Here is a 16,737-nt window from a genome sequence, read left to right as displayed (position 1 = left end):
ATGCGGCAGGGGGCGGCCCGGGCGCCCGGGAGCGTTTCCCGCGTCCGCGCCCGCACGCTCTCCGGTCCGCCGAGCCGGGGAACTGAAGCGCCGGTCACGGCTGTCGGTCCCGTGGACCACAATGGTCTGACGCGCGGCACGCGGGCCGGCGGCCGGCCCCTTCCGCGTCACACGGACGTGGGGCGAGCGGGCAGCGGCCCCGGGCGGCGAGGGCGCTTCCGCGCAGCCGGAAGTCAGGGAGGGACGGCAGCGATGGCGGTCTGGGACGACGTGGTCGGCCAGGAACGTGTCACGGCGCAGCTGAGCGCCGCGGCACGCGACGCCGACGCGTACGTCACCGCCGAGGCGGTCGGCAAGGGCACGGCCCCGCTCTCCGGCTCCTCGATGACGCACGCCTGGCTCTTCACCGGCCCGCCCGGTTCGGGCCGTTCGACTGCCGCGCGTGCCTTCGCCGCGGCCCTGCAGTGCGTGAGCCCGGACCGGGCGCTCGGCGGCGCCCCCGGCTGCGGCTTCTGCGAGGGCTGCCACACGTCCCTGATCGGCACCCACGCCGACGTCGAGGTGATCCGCACGGACCTGCTCAGCATCGGCGTCAAGGAGACGCGCGAGCAGGTGCGCAGGGCCCAGATGTCCCCGGCCGGGGGCCGCTGGCAGGTCATCGTCCTGGAGGACGCGGACCGGCTCACCGAGGGCGCGGGCAACGTCCTGCTCAAGGCCGTCGAGGAGCCGGCGCCGCGGACGGTCTGGCTGCTGTGCGCGCCCTCGACGGAGGACGTGCTGCCGACGATCCGCTCGCGCTGCCGTCACCTCGCCCTGCGCACACCCCCGGTCGACGCCGTCGCCGACCTGCTGATGCGGCGGGACGGCATCGAACCGGAGATGGCGTCCTACGCGGCCCGCGCCACACAGGGCCACATCGGACGGGCCCGCCGCCTCGCCACGGACGACCGTGCGCGCAGGCGCAGGGCGGCGGTGCTGCGGATGCCGCAGCGGGTGGCGGACGTCGGGGGTGCGCTGAAGGCCGCTCAGGAGCTGATCGACGCTGCTGCCGAGGACGCCAAGGAGGTCTCCGAGGAGCTCGACGAGCGGGAGACCGAGGAGCTGAGGGCCGCGCTGGGCGCGGAAGGCAAGAGCCGGATGCCGCGCGGCACCGCCGGGGTCATGAAGGACCTGCAGGACAAGCAGAAGCGGCGGGCCACGCGCACCCAGCGCGATTCGCTCGACCTCGCCCTGACGGACCTCACCGGCTTCTACCGGGACGTCCTGGCACGGCAGTTGGGCTCCGGGGTGGCCCTGTCCAACGAGGAGGCGGCAGCCGCGGTGGCGGAGCTCGCCTCGAACTCGCGGCCGGAGCAGACACTCCGGCGTATCGAGGCGGTACTGGCGTGCCGGGAGGCGCTCGAGCGGAACGTCGCCCCGCTGCTGGCCGTCGAGGCGATGGCGATGACGCTGCGGGCGGGCTGAGCCCGCGCCGTTCGCACGGCCGGCGGCCATGGGGCCCGCCGTGGGGCCCCACCGGCGTGCCTGGGCCGACCGCGTCGCCCGGTCACCCGATCCGAGCAGCGCCCACCGTTACGGGAACACGCCCGGCGCCGACCCCGGATACGCTCGCCCTCAATCGCCGGACCGCTTCTCTCCGGCTGCCGAGACCGACGCGAACCGAGGGATGGTCCATGGACACCAGGCGCGGGCTGAGCACCACGACGGCCGTACTCGGGGCGGCCGTCATGCTGGTGATGAGCGGCTGCTCTTCCGGTTCGGGCGGGGCGGACGCTCCGGAGGGCGCCCCTTCGTCGGCGAGCAGCGACCGCGCCAACGGCCTCGACAGCGCCGAACCCCTCAAGCCGCTTCCCGCCTCCGTACCGTCCGACCTCAAGAGGTACTACGAGCAGAAGCTCACCTGGCGCGACTGCGGCGACGGAGACGGCTTCCAGTGCGCCAAGATGAAGGCCCCGCTGGACTACGACAAGCCCGACCCCGCCGACGACCTGAACCTCGCCGTGGCCCGGAAGAAGGGCGCGAAGAGCGGAAGGATCGGCTCGCTGCTGGTCAACCCGGGCGGCCCGGGCGGCTCGGCCATCGAGTACGTGCAGCAGGCGGCGGCGGTCGGCTATCCGGCGCCCGTACGGCAGAAGTACGACATCGTCGGCCTCGACCCGCGGGGCGTGGCCGCCAGCGAACCGATCAGGTGCCTCACCGACAAGGAGATGGACACCTACACGCAGACCGACCAGACGCCCGATGACGCCGCCGAGAAGGACAAGCTCGTCGGCGCGTACAAGAAGTTCTCGGCCGGCTGCGAGAAGCGTGAGGGCGAACTGCTCGCGCACGTCTCGACAGTCGACGCGGCCCGCGACATGGACGTCCTGCGGGCCCTCCTCGGCGACAAGAAGCTGAACTACGTGGGCGCCTCCTACGGCACCTACCTGGGCGCCTACTACGCGGGGCTGTTCCCGCAGCGCTCCGGCCGGCTCGTGTTCGACGGCGCCATGGACCCGTCGCTGTCGATGCTGCAGCTCAACCGCGACCAGACGGGCGGCTTCGAGACGGCCTTCAAGGAGTTCGCGGCGGACTGCGTCAAGCGGTCGGACTGCCCGCTCGGCACGAAGAGCACCAAGGACGCCGGGCGGAAGCTCAGCGCGTTCTTCAAGAAGGTCGACGCCAAGCCGCTCCCCACGGGCGATCCGCGCGAACTCACCGAGTCGCTCGCCACGACGGGCGTCATCCGCGCCATGTACGACGAGGGCTCCTGGCCCCAGCTGCGCGACGCGCTGACGACGGCGAACAAGGGCGACGGCGCCCAACTCCTCGCCATGGCCGACGAGTACTACGAGCGCGACCCGAACGGCCACTACGGCAACATCATGTACGCCAACCCCGCCGTCAACTGCCTGGACCTTCCGGCGGCGTTCGACTCGCCGGACTCGGTGGAGAAGGCGGTGCCCTCGTTCGAGAAGGCATCCCCGGTCTTCGGACGCGGCTTCGCGTGGGCGGCCCTCAACTGCGGCTACTGGCCCGAGCAGGCCACCGGCGAAGCCCACCGCATCGCCGCGAAGGGCGCGGACCCGATCCTCGTCATCGGCACGACCCGCGACCCGGCCACTCCCTACGCGTGGGCGCAGGGCCTCGCCGGCCAGCTCGACACGGCCCGCCTGCTGACCTACGAGGGCGACGGGCACACCGCGTACCTGCGCGCAGGCGCCTGCATCAACGACACCGTCGACGCCTACCTGCTCAAGGGGAAGGCACCGAAGGACGGCAAGCGCTGCTCGTAGGTTGCGGGGCGGGGCGGCAGGACGCCGGTATCCGGGGGGTGGGGCGGCCGGGCGCCCCACCCCCCCCGATACCCCGTACGGAGCACCCCCGGAACCTGTGTAAACTTGTCCGCGCTGCGCCCGCACCGAGTTCTTCGGCCTGCGGGCAGCACGCCGCCTTAGCTCAGTTGGCCAGAGCGACGCACTCGTAATGCGTAGGTCGGGGGTTCGACTCCCCCAGGCGGCTCACTTGAAAGACCAGGTCAGAGGCCCCTTCCGGTGACGGGAGGGGCTTTTGGGGTTTCGGGGTGCCGCGTCTGTGCCGGAGGGCTACCGCTTCAGGCGGCCGCGGATGGCGAGGAGGGCCAGGGTGAGGAGTGCGGGTTCGGCGAAGCGGGAGGCCATCTCGGTGTAGCGGCCGGCGGTGGTGAGGGACTGGCCGCTGGAACGGAAGATCACGGAGTTGATGACGACGTCGGCGGCCTTCTGCGCGCGGGCAGTGGTGAAGCGGTCGGGGAAGTCGGCGCGCAACTGCGGGTTCTGTTTGCCGATGACGCCGGCTCCGCGCGGGTAGGGCCGGGCGGGGGAGTCCGGCAGTCCGAAGCCGGTCATCAGCAGCACGGTCGCGGTCATCGCGGCCAGCAGCCAGGCGATGGCGCGGGCGGCGCGAAGGCCGTAGCCGGAGAGGGCCCAATAGAGGTTGAGCAGGCCGCGTTCGGCGGGGGCGATGGTGGGGTCGGCGCGGCGCATCTCCATCTCGCCGTAGTAGAAGTCGGCGGCGCCGGGCTCGTTGCGGGAGTCCTCGTGGGATTTGCGCAGCGCACGGTAGAGGGCGGCGAGCGCGGGCGGTTCCACGATGTCGGCGCCGGGTGGCGCCGGCAGCCATCCCGGGTCGGAGCGGGGCATGCTGTGGCGCCAGTGCTGCTCCTCGGCCAGGAGGAGCCGTTGCGTGTGCCGTACCGGAAGTCCGCGCCGCCAGTGGATGCCTTGGGGGTTGGGCAGGGGGAACGGGCAGCGGCCCTCCATCCGCAGTTGATCCAGGTGGACGGTTCCGCTGAAGCGGCATTCGGCCAGGTTCAGGTTGGTCAGCACCAGGTGCGCCGCGTCCACACCGTGCAGCGACTCCCCGCGCACCGGCGCCTGGTGGAGCCCGGATTCGTCCAGGGGGCACCCCCTCGTGGTGAGGAACTCGGGGTCGTGGGCAGTGACGCTGACGGGGAACTCCAGCACTGCGTCGCTGAGGTCGATGACCGCGTGCCGCAGCCGCAGCGAGGCTGTCGAGGCCCAGCGGGTGCGGTGGCAGTCGACTCTGCTCGCCGCGATCTCCAAGGTCACCGCCGCGGAGAAGACGGCTTCTGCGAGGCTCAGGGTTCCCCGGCACGCCAGCGGCCCCACCGACGAGGCGCTCTCGAACGCCGCCCTGTCGAAACTGGCGCCGTCTTGGAAGGTCGTGCCGTCGAACCTGGCGCGGCCTTTGAACGTGGCGCTGTTGAACCCCGCACCGCCCTCGAACGCCGCGCCGTCGAACCAGGCGTCGCCCTCGAACGCCGCGCGGACGAACAGGGCGACGTCCTTGAACGTCGCGCCGTCGAATCCGGCGCAGGCCCTGAAGGTCGCGCGATGGAACCCGGTGCCGGCCCCGAGCACCGCCTCGTCGAACACGGCGTCGCCCTCGAACGTCGCGCGGAGGAACAAGGCGTCGCCGCCGAACGCCGCTCTGTCGAAGCGGGTCTCGCTCTCGAACGTCGTCCCGTCGAACCAGGCGTCGCCTTCGAACGTCGCGCCGCGGAACCGGGCTTCGCTGCCGAACACGGCGCTGTTGAACAGGGCGCGGCCCGTGAACGTCGCGCCGTCGAAGGCGGCTCGGCCCTTGAAGGCCGCCGTGCCGAAGGCGGCGTCGCCCTCGAACGTCGCCCTGCCGAAGCGGACGGCGCCGAACCGCGGCCGCTGGTCCGCGGGATCGCGCACGGCGTCCAGCAGGCCGGCTAACAGGGCCGGGTCGAAGGTCGTGCCGCGGTGGTCCATGTTGCTGCCGGGGCGGAGGGACGCCAGGTAGGTGTCCCGGTCGCTGCCGTCGAGATGTGCCAGGCAGGCGCCGTGCAGGGCCGCATCGGCCGCCTCGCCGCCGTCGGGTCGTGGGTGCGGGACGCGGTGGCCCCGGCATCCCACCGGGTCTTCCGTGCCGGCCCCGCGGCCGCAGTGGGGGTAGGGCGGAGGCTCGGCAGGAGTAGTCGCGGTCATGCCATGGTCGACGCGGCGGGCACCGGAACCGGTTGCCGGGAGAGCCCGCCTCCGGGAGGAGGTTCCCGGCCGGGCTCCACGTACCGCACGCGCCTCCGGCCCCCTCCCTACTCGCGGCTCCCGAGGACCTCCCGGATCACGTACCGGGCGTTCGCGGAGATGACGGGGTTGGTCTCCCGGTAGTACGGGAGCTGGATGACCGCCATGGACAGCGCCCAGCCCCGGGCGCGTGCCCAGGTCGCCTCGTCCGCGTCGACTGCCTCCCGGTAGGCGCGCCGTGCCGGGGCGGGCAGCAGGTTCCATGCCGGAATGAGGTCGGTCGCCGGTTCGCCCATGCCTGCGGCGCCGAAGTCGATGACGGCCGAGACGCGGTCGCCGGCGAGGACGAGGTTGCTCGGCATGAGGTCGGAGTGCGTCCAGCAGGGCGGGCCCGTCCACGGTGGCGCGGCGAGCGCCTCGGCCCAGGCCGCCGCGATCTCGTCTGCGTCGAAGGGCTCGTCGGTGCGGCGCAGCGCCTCGATCGCGGCCCGCATCTCCCGGTCCTCGCCGATCAGCGGCCGGCCGCGGTGTGCGGGCGGGCCGTCCGGCAGGTCGATCTCGCGGAAGGCGAGCGCGAACCGGGCGAGGTCGCGGGCGACGGTCTCGGGCTCGGCCAGCCCGCCCTCCACGGGGTTGCGGCCCTCGATCCACCGGTGCACCGCCCAGGACAGGGGATATCCCTCGCCCGGGGCGCCGACGGCGACGACTTCCGGGATCGGCAGCGGCAGCAGCGGCGCCAGCCGGGGAAGCAGCCGTGCCTCCGTCGCGACGGCCTCGGCGCCGCCGGGCCGCAGCGGCAGCCGTACGGTCAGCTCCTCGCCGAGCCGGTAGATCGCGTTGACGGTGCCGCCGGAAGCGAGCCGGGTGACCGGCAGGCCGGCCCATCGGGGGAACTGGGCGCGCAGCAGCCGTCCGACCAGTTCCTCGTCGGTCTCCGCTTCGTCGGTGTGCATCTTGCCCACGTGTCACCCGCCCTCTCGGTCCCGCGAGGATCCTCCTACGGCGCGGGGGCGCGGCGCATGGGCATTTCCGGACCGCCCCCGGGCCCGTCGAGCGAGAGTTCGAGCGGGCTCATAGACTGCAAAAACGGGCAATTCATCCAACACGGTCATGGAAGAACATGCCTATAGCCTCCTTCACCCTGGACCTCGCGGCGCACGTGACTTCGTGGAGTCCCGCAGCCGCCGCATGGTTCGGCCGGCCGGCCCCCGACGTGCTGGGCCGGCACTGCGGTGCGGTCTTCGCCGGCCCTGCGCTGGACGCGCTGGCCGAGGCCCGGGACCGCGCGGCATCGGGTGAGGACTACGGCCGGGTCGTGCCGGTGGTCTCCGGCGACGGGGCCCGGCAGGACGTGCTGCTGAGCTGCTCGCCGCTGATGCCGCCGGACGGCCGGGGGGCCGACGGCGGGCGACCTCCGGGAGGCGCCGCCACGGGGCTGCTGTGCGAGCTCAGCGACCCGCCGCAGTACGGCAGAACGCCGCATCACCGCAGGCAGTCGCACTCCGATGCCCTGCCGCACCACGGCCGCGGAGCAGCGGCGGACGCCTCGCCCGGTGCGGCGCCGTGCGGCCGTGCGTCGTTCATGGACGCTTTCCTACGGTCCTCCCCGCACGGCATGGGGATCCTCGACACCGGACTGCGCTACGTCATGGTCAACGACGCCCTCGCGGGCTTCAACGGGATCCCGGCGGAGGACCACGAGGGACGCAGCGTGAGCGAGGTCGTCCGGGCCGCCGACAAGGGCGAGTACGAGAAGCATCTGCGCGGCGTCCTGGAGACGGGCGAACCGCTCCACAACGTCCTGATCTCGGGGCGCACGGAGGGCCACCGGGACCGCGACCGGGTGTGGTCGGTGACGTTCTTCCGCCTGACCTCGGACGGCGGCCGCGTACTCGGCCTGGGCGGACTGGTCGTCGACGTGACCCAGCGGCAGACCGCCCTGCTGGAGGCATCCGGCGTGCGGCGGCGGCTGGACCTGGTGAACAGGGCGGGCAGCAAGGTCGGCACGACGCTGGACATGGCGCGGACCGCGCGCGAGCTGGTCGACTTCGTCGTGCCGGACTTCGCCGACGTCGCGTCGGTCGAGATGCGCACCGACTTCCTCGACGGCAGCGCCTTCGCCGACTCCGGCGGGTCGGCGGCCACGGTCCTGCTCGCCGGGCGCGGCACGGCGGACGACGGCTCCGGCCGCCTGCGGGAGGCCGTCTCGGGGAGCGTGCGCGAGCACCCCGCGGGGTCGCCCGCGCACAGAGGCCTGAGCTCCGGACTGTCCTGGCACGAGGGGAAGCTGCGGGCGGAGGACGCCGCCGTCCTCGTCCCGGGGGAGGTCCTGCCGGGGCCGCCGGAGGACGCCGTCCCGGACTCCGGGGTGGTGGCGCCTCTGGTGGCCCGCGGCCGATGCCTCGGGCTCGTCACGTTCGGGCGGTTCGCGGACCGCGACGCCCTGGACGAGGACGACCGGAGGGTCGCCGAGGAGCTCGCGGCACGGACCGCGCTCAGCCTGGACAACGCCCGCCTGTACGACGACGAGCGCCGCACGGCGGTCGCTCTGCAGCGCAACATGCTGCCGGGCGAGAAGGACATCCCCGTCCGGCAGGGCCTGGAGACCGGGTACCACTACTGGTCCACGAGCCGCTCCGCGAACGTCGGCGGAGACTTCTTCGACGTCATACCGCTGTCCGGCCATCGCGTCGCGCTGGTCGTCGGCGACGTGATGGGGCACGACATCCATGCCGCGGCCGGCATGGGCCGGCTGCGCACAGCGATGCACACCCTGGCCAGGCTCGATCTGGAGCCCGTCGAGCTGCTGACGCGGCTGGACGGCATCGTGGAGAGCAGCCCGGCGATGCAGCACGCCACCTGCGTGTACGCCGTGTACAACACCGTGACCCGGGAGTGCGGCATCGCGAGCGCCGGGCATCCGCCGCCGATCCTGCGGCACCGGGACAGCACCACTCGCCTCATCCCCGTCGAACCCGGGGTGCCGCTCGGCGTCGGGCTCGTGGCCCCGGACTTCCCCGTCACCGAACTGGCGCTGCCCGAAGGCGGCACGCTGGTGCTCTACACCGACGGGCTGGTCGAGCAGCGGGGGGACATCGGCGACGGCATCGCCGCCCTGGTGTCGGCGCTGGCCGCGCCGGGCCCGTCGGTCTTCTCGGTGCAGCAGTGGTGCGACGACGTCGTCGCCCGCATGGCTCCCCGCTCCGCGGGCGACGACCTGGCGATCCTCATGGCGCGGGCGACGCCCACGCCCCGGAACAGGAGCGCCCGCTGGAGCCTCCCGCCGGAGCCCGCCATGGCCTCCGAGGCCCGGGAGCTCATAGACCGGATGCTGGTCGACTGGGGCCTGGACGCCTTGCGCGACGTGACCGGGCTGCTGGCGAACGAGCTGGTCACGAACGCGTTCCGGCACGGAAGAGGCGATGTCGGGATCCAGCTCGCCAAGGGGGCCAGCCTCGTGGTGGAGGTCTCGGACTCGGACGAGCGCCTGCCGCACCGCGCCGAGGCGACCCCGGACGGCCAGTGGGGGCGGGGGCTGAAGCTGGTCGACGAGCTCGCCGCGAAGTGGGGTGCGCGGTCCGTGACTTCGGGCAAGGTCGTGTGGTTCGAGCTGCCGCTCGCCCGCTGAGAGCCGGCGCCTCCTGCCTGCGCCTCCTGCCGGCGCCTCCTGCCGCAGCCGCGCCCGGCGGGAGGGCGTCGGGGCGGCCCGGGGCGGGACGGCCCCTTCCGGTACGCGGATGCGCGGACAGGCAGACGCGCGGATACGGAAGGGGCCCGCGCCGCGGGTCACGCCTGGAGCCACCAGGGGCTCGAGTACGCGACGCCCCAGTCGTTGCAGGGGTGGCCGGACGGGCCCGGGGAGGGGTTGGCCTGGGACGGGTCGGATATGCGCAGGACGATCCAGTCGCCGTCGGCCGCGTCGAGGGGCACGGTGAACTCCGTCACCTTGTTGGACTGCGTCTCGATGACGTCCGCGACGGCCGGCGCGTCCGAACCGGGGCGCAGCACCTGGATGTTGAGGGGCTTGCCCTCCCATTCGGGGCCGCGGTCGAGGTCGACGGTGAAGCGGACGTCGCCCGAGGACTGCCCGAGGGTGCCGCCCATCCGGACCCCGCCGGCGATTGCGTCCAGCCGCAGACCCGAGACCCGCGTCGCGAAGAAGCGCCGGGCCCGCATCGCCTCGAAGACGCCGGCGCGGGTGTTCTCGGCGACCCACAGTCCGCTGCGGCCCTTGCCCTCGGGGAAGCCCCAGTCGGTGCCGTGCTCGTCGGTGACGCCTGTCAGGCCCGTGCGCCAGCCGGCGTTGAGGCAGGCGACGAGGGGCGAGCGGCCGGTGTCGGACCAGCCGTCGAAGAGGTAGTCGTCGCCGCGGTTGAACATCTCCAGGCCGACCATCTTCTCCAGCACGCCGGCGGAGAAGCTGAAGCTGTCGAACATCCCCGGCTCGCGGCCCGGGTGGTTGAAGCTGGCCACGGCGTCCCGGTCCCGCAGCCAGCTGTAGAGCGAGTCCGGGCCGTCGGCCCCGCCGAGGTCGACCCAGTCGTCGGTGAACCAGATGTTGGCGTGCCCCTGCAGCGGATGGGACCACTCGAATCCGCGGATGGCGGTGTACGCCCCGGGGTCGTCGGCGGCGTCGGCGAGCCGGCCCGTGCGGTCCCATTCCTCGTCGCTGATGCCCTCGATGCCCAGCAGTGTGGCGTGGTCGGTGAGGGCGGCGACGTCCAGTCCCGCGTCGCGCAGCGAGGCGAAGGCGAGTTCGGGGTCGCCGTCGCCGTCCGACATGGCGGTGTGGTTGTGCATGTCGGCGTGGACGAGCGTGGTGCCTTGCGTGAGGCGTGAGGTGCGGGCGGCGCCGATGCGTTGGGCCGGGACGTCGGACGATCTGGCGGTCCGGGTGCCGGCCGCACTCGCGGTGCCGGGGGCGGAGGAGAGGACGAGGAGGCCGCTCGCGCCGGCGAGCAGCGCGCGTCTGCTGGGCGTCCGGTGGCGGTGGCCGTGGCCGTGGTCGTGGTGGTGGTGGTCGTGGTGGTGGTGGTCGTGGTCGTCGTGGTGAGGGCCGTGCCCGTGTGTCGTCATGCGGGGTATTCCAGCGCAGAGTTGTCTACTCGTCAGTACCCCGCGCACGAAGGAGAGCTGAACTCTCTCCCCAGTAGGGGCGACAGGGCCCCTGTTCGCGAACTGCCGTGCGTGCGTGAGGAGTTCGCCGCATGGACTCCACCACCGCCTACGGTCCGGGCCGGGGTTCCCGGGTTCCCGGGGCGCTCCGGCCGCGGACGACCCGGGAGGGCTGAGGCCGGTTCCGGGCAGGGAACCGGCCTCAGCCGTCGGGTGGTTGCGGCGGCGCGGGGCAGCCGCGCGCTCAGTCGGACTCGGAGGTCTTCGGCGCCTCGGACGCCTTCGCCGCCTCTGGTGCTTCCGGCGCTTCCTCCGCTCCCGGCGCCCCCGCCGCTTCCGGGGCGGCTCCGGGTGTCTTCGCCGGCGGCGGCACCGTCGAGGGCGCCCCGGCAGGGGCCGGCGGACGCCCACCGCCCGCGCCGGCGGGCACAGGCGCGGACCGCCAGGCGCTGCGCTCGCGGCGCGGCAGGCGCCCGCGCACCAGACGCCAGGCCACCAGCAACAAGGCCAGCGCGGCCAGGAACGGCAGCGTCGCCCCGATCACGACCGCGACCCAGCGCACCGTCGTGACGAACGCCTGCCAGCCGCCGTCGAGCGCGTCCGTGAAGCCGGTCTCGTCGTCCTTCTTCTCCTTCTTCTTCACCTCGGTCTCCGAGAGCACGAGGGTGATCGTGGCCAGCGCCGTACGGTCCTTCAGCGACGCCTGCTGCGCCTGGAGCGACTCCAGCGCCGACTGGCGGGTGCTCAGTTCGCTCTCCAGGGAGACCACGTCGGAGAGTTCGGTGGCCTCGTCCATCAGTTTCCGCACGCGCTCGACGCTCGACTTCTGCGAGGCGATGCGGCTCTTGACGTCCACCATCCGGCCGGTGACGTCGTCGGCCGTCACCTTGCGTTCGATGAGCTTGCCGCTGTCCGCGAGCTCGTCCAGGACCTCCGTGTACTCCTCCTGCGGCACCCGTAGCACCAGGTGCGACCGCTCGTGGCCCTTGCTGTCGCGGTCGGTGGTCTCGTCGCCGACGTATCCGCCGGCGCTCTCCACCGCGGTCCGCGTGTCGTCGAGCGCGGAGGACACGTCCTTGACGCGCACCGTGAGCCTGGCCTTGCGTACGACCTGGTCCGGTGTGATCTTCGGTGGCTTCTGATCGGCCGTGCCGCTCTGCTCGCCCGGCTTGCTGTCGGACTGGCCCCCTTCGCCGTCGGACTTGGAGTCCGGGGCCCGGTCGGCCGAATCGCCCACGCCCGCCTCGCCGTTCTCGGGCGCGTGGTTCGCGCGCTGATCACTCGTCGGGCTCGTGGACTCGCTGCTGGAGCCGCTGCAGCCGGTGACGGCCAGTGCCATGGCGAGCATCCCCGCCGCGAGCATCGCGAGCGGCCGGCGCGCGTTCCGGCCGAGGCCGCGTCCGACGGCTCCGGCCGCCGGTGCTGGATGGTGCATGAGACGTCCCCCTGAGGTGGTGCGGCTTGTCGCTATCGCCGATTGGACGGAACGGGGCGGCGAGCGGGTTGCCGAACGCCTGTCGCGATGGCGTCACGGTCGGGGCTCGATACGGGACCGTTCGGCCGTGGCGTGCAACCGTCGCGCGTGGTGCACCTCGACGGGGCGGCAGCAGGTGGGTCGGAGGCCGGTCACTCCACGATCTGCAGGGGCAGCGGCAGCCCGCTCTCCCGCCCCGGAGGCGTGAGGTCCGTCCGGAAGGGATTGCGGACTCCGGCTTCGATGTAGCGGACCCGCCGGCTCCACTCCCCGAGGTCCGGCGTGCTCATCAGGACGTCGTGGTACGGCTTCTGCCCGGTGGCCGCCGCGCCGTCCAGCGGCGGTGGCGGGCTTGCGGGGCGTTCCGCCCACAGCCGGACCCACGACGCCCTGCTTGCGGCCGGGTCGTGTTCGCGGCGCCACGTGTCCGGATCGGTCAGCCGGACGAGTGCCAGGGGGAGCCAGAAAGAGGCCTCCTGCCGGGCCTGCCGGTCACCGGAGACGGCCATGTACAGGAAGGAGCGCAGTGTGTCCGGGCCCCTGCGGAAGGTGCGGTCGACCTGCTCGACGCGGACGGAACCGACCTGGGGGAGCTTGGTGGCGCCCAGCGCGTAGGCCCTCTGGTCGTACACGAAGCCCTGCCGTACGCCTCTGTAGTGCGGTTCGCTGTACAGGGTGACCACGACGGAGCGCCGCCGGTGGTGTCTGTAGAGCATCGCGCCACCGGCCGCCGCACCGGCGGCCACGACGCTCGTCCGAAGAAGGGGCAGTCTCCGTTTCCCCATGGTTTTTTCTCCCGCTTCCGCCTGAACGGCTCTCGGACGCCGCCACTCGGCCGGGAGGCTCCTCCGGCGGTGCGGCGGCGGCAACTGGGTGTGCCGGCATGGGAGTCGGCGCCGGGCCGGGGCCGACTCCGGTACTGATTCCGGGGTGACGCCGTGGGCCCGGTGAAGTCCCGGTGCCACGCGGGCCGTCCGGGGGCCTGCCGTGACCCCCTGCCGTGGCCCCCTCTGCCGTGGCCCCCTACTCCTCCAGGTCCACGGCGAGTTCCTCCCAGGCGATCTCGCGCAGGTCCGCGGGGGCGTCGTTCCCCGCCGGGAGGTCCGTGGTGTGCTGGAACCAGACCACGGTGAGCGCGGAGAACCACCATCCCGAGTTGTGTGCGGGGTCGATCTCCCAGGATTCGAAGAGTCCCGTGCAGCGGACGCGTGGCATCACCTCCACCGGCCCGAACGCACCCGCGCTCTCGTCCGGGTATGCGAGGGCGGGCGGGACCAGGTGGACCGGTCGGCTCGGACAGTCGTTCCTGGCCCTGTTCACGGTGCTGTCGACGATGAATTCGTTGGTCCGCTTCGACGGGGAGCCGACAATCAGCCCGCCGTAGGTGGAGGACATCCGCATCTCGACCAGACGGATGGAACGCCCCGACACGAGGCGGACATCGGTGAGTGGCATGCCGCTCCTCTGCCCAGGGGCCCGAGCCGCTACGCGTACGCACCACGACGTGCGCGGCGCGCGTGGGAACGCCCGCGGGGCATCACCAGGGCGGCGTGCGCGCAACCCTGCCGCGGCGTGCGCGCGACCCCTACCGCTGCCGGAGGTGGTCGCGCAGCCGCCGGGCCACCTGGGCCATCAGGGCGTCGGCGCCGGGCTGTTCGACGGCGGCCACCTGCGACTCGGTGAGGACGGCGATCGCGTAGCGCCTGCCGTCCGCATGCTCGGCGACGCCGATCTCGTGACGGAGGTTCAGCAGCGTGCCGGTCTTGGACGACCAGGTGGTGGCGTCGGAGCTGAAGTCGGGGGCGAGCCGGTGCCGGAGCACGTTGCAGGACATGAGGGTGCGCACGCGGTGCGCCACGTCGGGATGGATCTCCGACGGGGTCCACAGTGCCTGGAGGAGGCCGGCGAATGCGCGGGCGCTTCCGGTGTTCGCGCGGGTGGTGTCCAGCTGCGGCACCCGGTGTCCACGGCCGCTGGTGCCGGCGCCGACGGCGAGGGCGTGGGCGAGGTGCGCCTGCGAGGCGTCGAGCCGTTCGACAGGGGTGTCGGACAGCTCGCCCATGGTGTGCCGGACAGTGATGCCCCCGAGCCCCAACTCCCGGAGTACTCCGGTGACCTGGGCGGGCGGAGTGAGGCCGAAGAGCGCGTCGGCGGCGGCCCCGTCGCTGACGCATGTGCTCAGGTAGAGCAGGTCGTCGAGCGCGACACGGGCGGGATGGCGGAAGCGGCTGATCCCGGTGGGCCCGGGAGTGGTGATGCGGCCGGGGCGCACGTCCAGCATCGTCGCTCCGTCGAGCTCGCCGCGCCGGATGCGCTCCGCCGTCGCCAGCGCCAGCGGGACCTTGACGAGGGACGCCGCGGGGAGGACGGTGTCCGGCTCGATTCCCAGCTCGTCGCCGGTGTGGAGTTCGCGTACGAGCAGGCACGCGTGCAGACCGCCGTCGCGCAGCCTGCTCCGCGCCTCGCTGAGCACGGCCTCGGTGTTCATCGCCTCGCCCCTCCGGCAGCGCGCTCCGGCACGTCCGCGCCGAGGCAGCGGACGAATGCGGCGGCCAGCCGCGCTTCGAGCTCCTGCGGGCAGTCCTGCGCGGCAGCGGCCAGGGCGTAACCGCGGAGCAGGGAGACCTCGCCCAACGGGCGCCAGTCCAGGCCGAGTTCGCGGGCCTGCGCGCGGGAGCACAGCAACAGGTCGTCCGAGCCGAGGACTTCGGCCGCGGCGGTCGTCAGATCACGCGCGGCCGCGAGCTGCGAGGGACGCAGGCCGAGGGCGTCGCGCAGCCGGGTCAGAGGGTCGCGCACGTGCGGCACGTCGTCCTCCGGCTGGAGCCGGACACGGCGGGCCGGGCCGGGGGAGAGCCGCGACAGCCGCAGCGTTTCGAGGTACACGCGGCGCACGCCCTGTTCCCGCGCGCCCGCGAGCCCGAGCGGCACGCACCACGTCGCCTCGTCCGGCGGCACGGCGAGCAGCGCGGCGCGCACCTGCTGCGAGTGGAGGAGTTCCAGGCGCCGCGCCGGGCCCGCGACGCGCAGGTCGAGCGTGAGGCCCTGCGCCCCCGCGTCGGCCATGAGCCGGGCGAGGGCCGCGGCGGAGCAGACGTCCGGCATCGCGATCGGCCTCGGCCTCTGCTTGACGGTGTCCGCCTCGTGCAGCAACAGGTCGGCTGCCTGGACGAGTTGGCGTGCCGCCGGCAGCAGGTCCCTCCCGAAGGGGGTGAGGACGGCGCGTCGTGACGTCCTCTCGAACAGCCGCTCACCGAAGCGCTCCTCCAGGGCGGCGACGCGACGGCTGGCCACCGGCTGCGACATCCGGGCCGCGGCGGCCCCCACGGTGAAACTCCCGTGCTCGCCGACGCTGACGAACGCTCGGCTCGCTGCGACCAGATCCACGGGCCCGAGCCTATGCCGGATCGTCATGGAACGGCATTCGGGCGTATTGGACCGCATGGCTGCCCGGAGGTGAGGGTGTTCTTCCCACCCACGACGGAGGTTTCCGGTCATGCCGAACAAGCCGCTCTTTCCTGTCGATTCACCCCTGCCGGCCCGGCGGAGGCCCGGGACCCGCCGCGCCGCCGTCGCCGCGCTCGCCGTGCTCTCCCTCGTGCCGCTGGCCGCCTGCGGGGGTGGCGGCGACGCGGCTCCGTCGTCGCGGCCGTCGGCGGAAGCGGGGGGAGAAGGGGCGGACGGGAAGCAGGCTGCTCGTGAACTGCGAAAGCTGGAGGAGAAGTTCGGGGCACGGCTCGGGGTCTACGCGGTCGACACCGGCAGCGGCGAGGAGGTCGCGTACAAGGACCGCGAGCGCTTCGCCTACGCCTCGACGTTCAAGGCGCTGGCCGCCGGTGCGGTCCTGCGGAAGTACGGGCCGGACCGCATGGACCGGGTGATCGAGTACTCGCGCGACGACCTGGTCGACTACTCCCCCGTCACCGAGAAGCACGTCGGGACCGGGATGAGCCTGCGCGCGCTGTGCGACGCCGCCGTCCGCCACAGCGACAACACGGCGGCCAACCTGCTCTTCGACGCGCTCGGCGGGCCGAAGGGCCTCGACGCCGCACTCGAGAGGCTGGGCGACGACGTGACCCGGATGGAGCGCCGCGAACCGGAGCTCAGCCGGTGGAAGCCCGGGTCCACGCCGGACACGAGCACGCCGCGGGCGATCGCCGGGGACCTGCGCGCCTATGTGCTGGGTGACGCCCTGCGCAAGCCCGAGCGCTCCCAGCTCGCGGAGTGGCTGCGGCGCAACACCACGGGGGACGGCCTCATCCGGGCGGGAGTGCCCGAGGGGTGGAAGGTCGGCGACAAGACCGGGACGGGAAGCGGCTACGGCGTCCGCAACGACATCGCCGTCGTGTGGCCTCCGCGTGCCGCCCCCGTCGTCATGGCGATCATGTCGAACCGCAGCGGGGAGGACGCGGAGCCCGAGGACGAACTGATCGCGGAAGCGGCGTCCGCGGTCGCCCGCTCGCTGTCGTAGCGGCTCGGGGCGGCCGGGAGGTGCCCGTCCGCCCCGGGCGGGCCCGTCACCCGAACGGATACGGTCACCTGTGCGAGTCGGAGGGCCCGGCGCACCGTGTCACCTATGCGGCACCGTAAGCCAAAGCCCCGATGGCGCTCACG

The 16,737-nt window shown here is 73.2% G+C and carries 12 protein-coding genes and 1 tRNA gene; 5 read left to right on the top strand and 8 right to left on the bottom strand.

Annotated features, from left to right (window positions below; genetic code table 11):
- Positions 1-252: 252 nt before the first annotated feature.
- From H181DRAFT_RS20030 to H181DRAFT_RS20020, 3 genes are all read left to right on the top strand, one after another.
- Entirely contained in the window at positions 253-1,464 is a 1,212-nt protein-coding gene (locus H181DRAFT_RS20030; RefSeq protein WP_045865944.1) for a DNA polymerase III subunit delta', read from the top strand.
- Between the two features lie 209 nt (positions 1,465-1,673).
- Positions 1,674-3,275 carry an alpha/beta hydrolase gene (locus tag H181DRAFT_RS20025; RefSeq protein ID WP_045865943.1) on the top strand — a complete coding sequence of 534 codons (1,602 nt, stop codon included), beginning with the start codon at positions 1,674-1,676 and terminating at the stop codon, positions 3,273-3,275.
- Positions 3,276-3,427: 152 nt separating this feature from the next.
- A tRNA-Thr gene (locus tag H181DRAFT_RS20020) sits at positions 3,428-3,501 on the top strand.
- A gap of 83 nt (positions 3,502-3,584) precedes the next feature.
- Here H181DRAFT_RS20020 and H181DRAFT_RS20015 read toward each other — a convergent pair.
- Positions 3,585-5,495 carry a pentapeptide repeat-containing protein gene (locus H181DRAFT_RS20015; protein ID WP_078895860.1) on the bottom strand — a complete coding sequence of 637 codons (1,911 nt, stop codon included), beginning with the start codon at positions 5,493-5,495 and terminating at the stop codon, positions 3,585-3,587.
- 107 nt (positions 5,496-5,602) lie between these two features.
- Positions 5,603-6,487: an aminoglycoside phosphotransferase family protein gene (locus H181DRAFT_RS20010; protein WP_045866073.1), complete on the bottom strand. Its 885-nt coding sequence runs from the start codon at positions 6,485-6,487 to the stop codon at positions 5,603-5,605.
- Positions 6,488-6,654: 167 nt separating this feature from the next.
- Between H181DRAFT_RS20010 and H181DRAFT_RS20005 the strand changes: the two genes are divergently transcribed.
- Positions 6,655-9,162: an ATP-binding SpoIIE family protein phosphatase gene (locus H181DRAFT_RS20005; RefSeq protein ID WP_052708655.1), complete on the top strand. Its 2,508-nt coding sequence runs from the start codon at positions 6,655-6,657 to the stop codon at positions 9,160-9,162.
- A gap of 158 nt (positions 9,163-9,320) precedes the next feature.
- Here H181DRAFT_RS20005 and H181DRAFT_RS20000 read toward each other — a convergent pair whose 3' ends face one another.
- The 6 genes from H181DRAFT_RS20000 to H181DRAFT_RS19975 form a co-directional block, all read right to left on the bottom strand.
- Positions 9,321-10,610, bottom strand: a complete 1,290-nt coding sequence (locus H181DRAFT_RS20000; RefSeq protein WP_175439807.1) for a CehA/McbA family metallohydrolase — start codon at positions 10,608-10,610, stop codon at positions 9,321-9,323.
- 283 nt (positions 10,611-10,893) lie between these two features.
- Positions 10,894-12,084 (bottom strand): DUF4349 domain-containing protein, encoded by a 1,191-nt coding sequence (locus H181DRAFT_RS19995; RefSeq protein ID WP_045865942.1) that lies wholly within the window; start codon positions 12,082-12,084, stop codon positions 10,894-10,896.
- A 191-nt stretch (positions 12,085-12,275) separates the two neighbouring features.
- Positions 12,276-12,908 carry a hypothetical protein gene (locus tag H181DRAFT_RS19990; RefSeq protein WP_139131733.1) on the bottom strand — a complete coding sequence of 211 codons (633 nt, stop codon included), beginning with the start codon at positions 12,906-12,908 and terminating at the stop codon, positions 12,276-12,278.
- 238 nt (positions 12,909-13,146) lie between these two features.
- Complete coding sequence (locus H181DRAFT_RS19985) at positions 13,147-13,578, bottom strand: hypothetical protein (RefSeq protein ID WP_045865940.1); 432 nt, start codon at positions 13,576-13,578, stop codon at positions 13,147-13,149.
- Between the two features lie 130 nt (positions 13,579-13,708).
- The gene (locus H181DRAFT_RS19980) at positions 13,709-14,611 is read right to left on the bottom strand and encodes a serine hydrolase (protein ID WP_045865939.1); all 903 of its coding nucleotides are present in this window, start codon (positions 14,609-14,611) and stop codon (positions 13,709-13,711) included.
- Positions 14,608-15,510, bottom strand: a complete 903-nt coding sequence (locus tag H181DRAFT_RS19975) for a LysR family transcriptional regulator (protein ID WP_254666914.1) — start codon at positions 15,508-15,510, stop codon at positions 14,608-14,610. The genes H181DRAFT_RS19980 and H181DRAFT_RS19975 overlap by 4 nt, the downstream gene beginning before the upstream one ends.
- 109 nt (positions 15,511-15,619) lie before the next feature.
- On the opposite strand from H181DRAFT_RS19975, the gene bla reads away from it, so the two are divergent.
- Positions 15,620-16,594, top strand: coding sequence for a class A beta-lactamase (bla, locus tag H181DRAFT_RS19970; protein ID WP_045865937.1), 975 nt, complete (start codon positions 15,620-15,622; stop codon positions 16,592-16,594).
- Positions 16,595-16,737 lie beyond the last annotated feature (143 nt).

The sequence above is a fragment of the Streptomyces sp. WMMB 714 genome (assembly GCF_900090125.1).
Classification (GTDB): domain Bacteria; phylum Actinomycetota; class Actinomycetes; order Streptomycetales; family Streptomycetaceae; genus Streptomyces; species Streptomyces daqingensis.
Note: the sequence above shows the minus strand (reverse complement) of the source record. Positions and strands in the feature narration are given on the sequence as shown.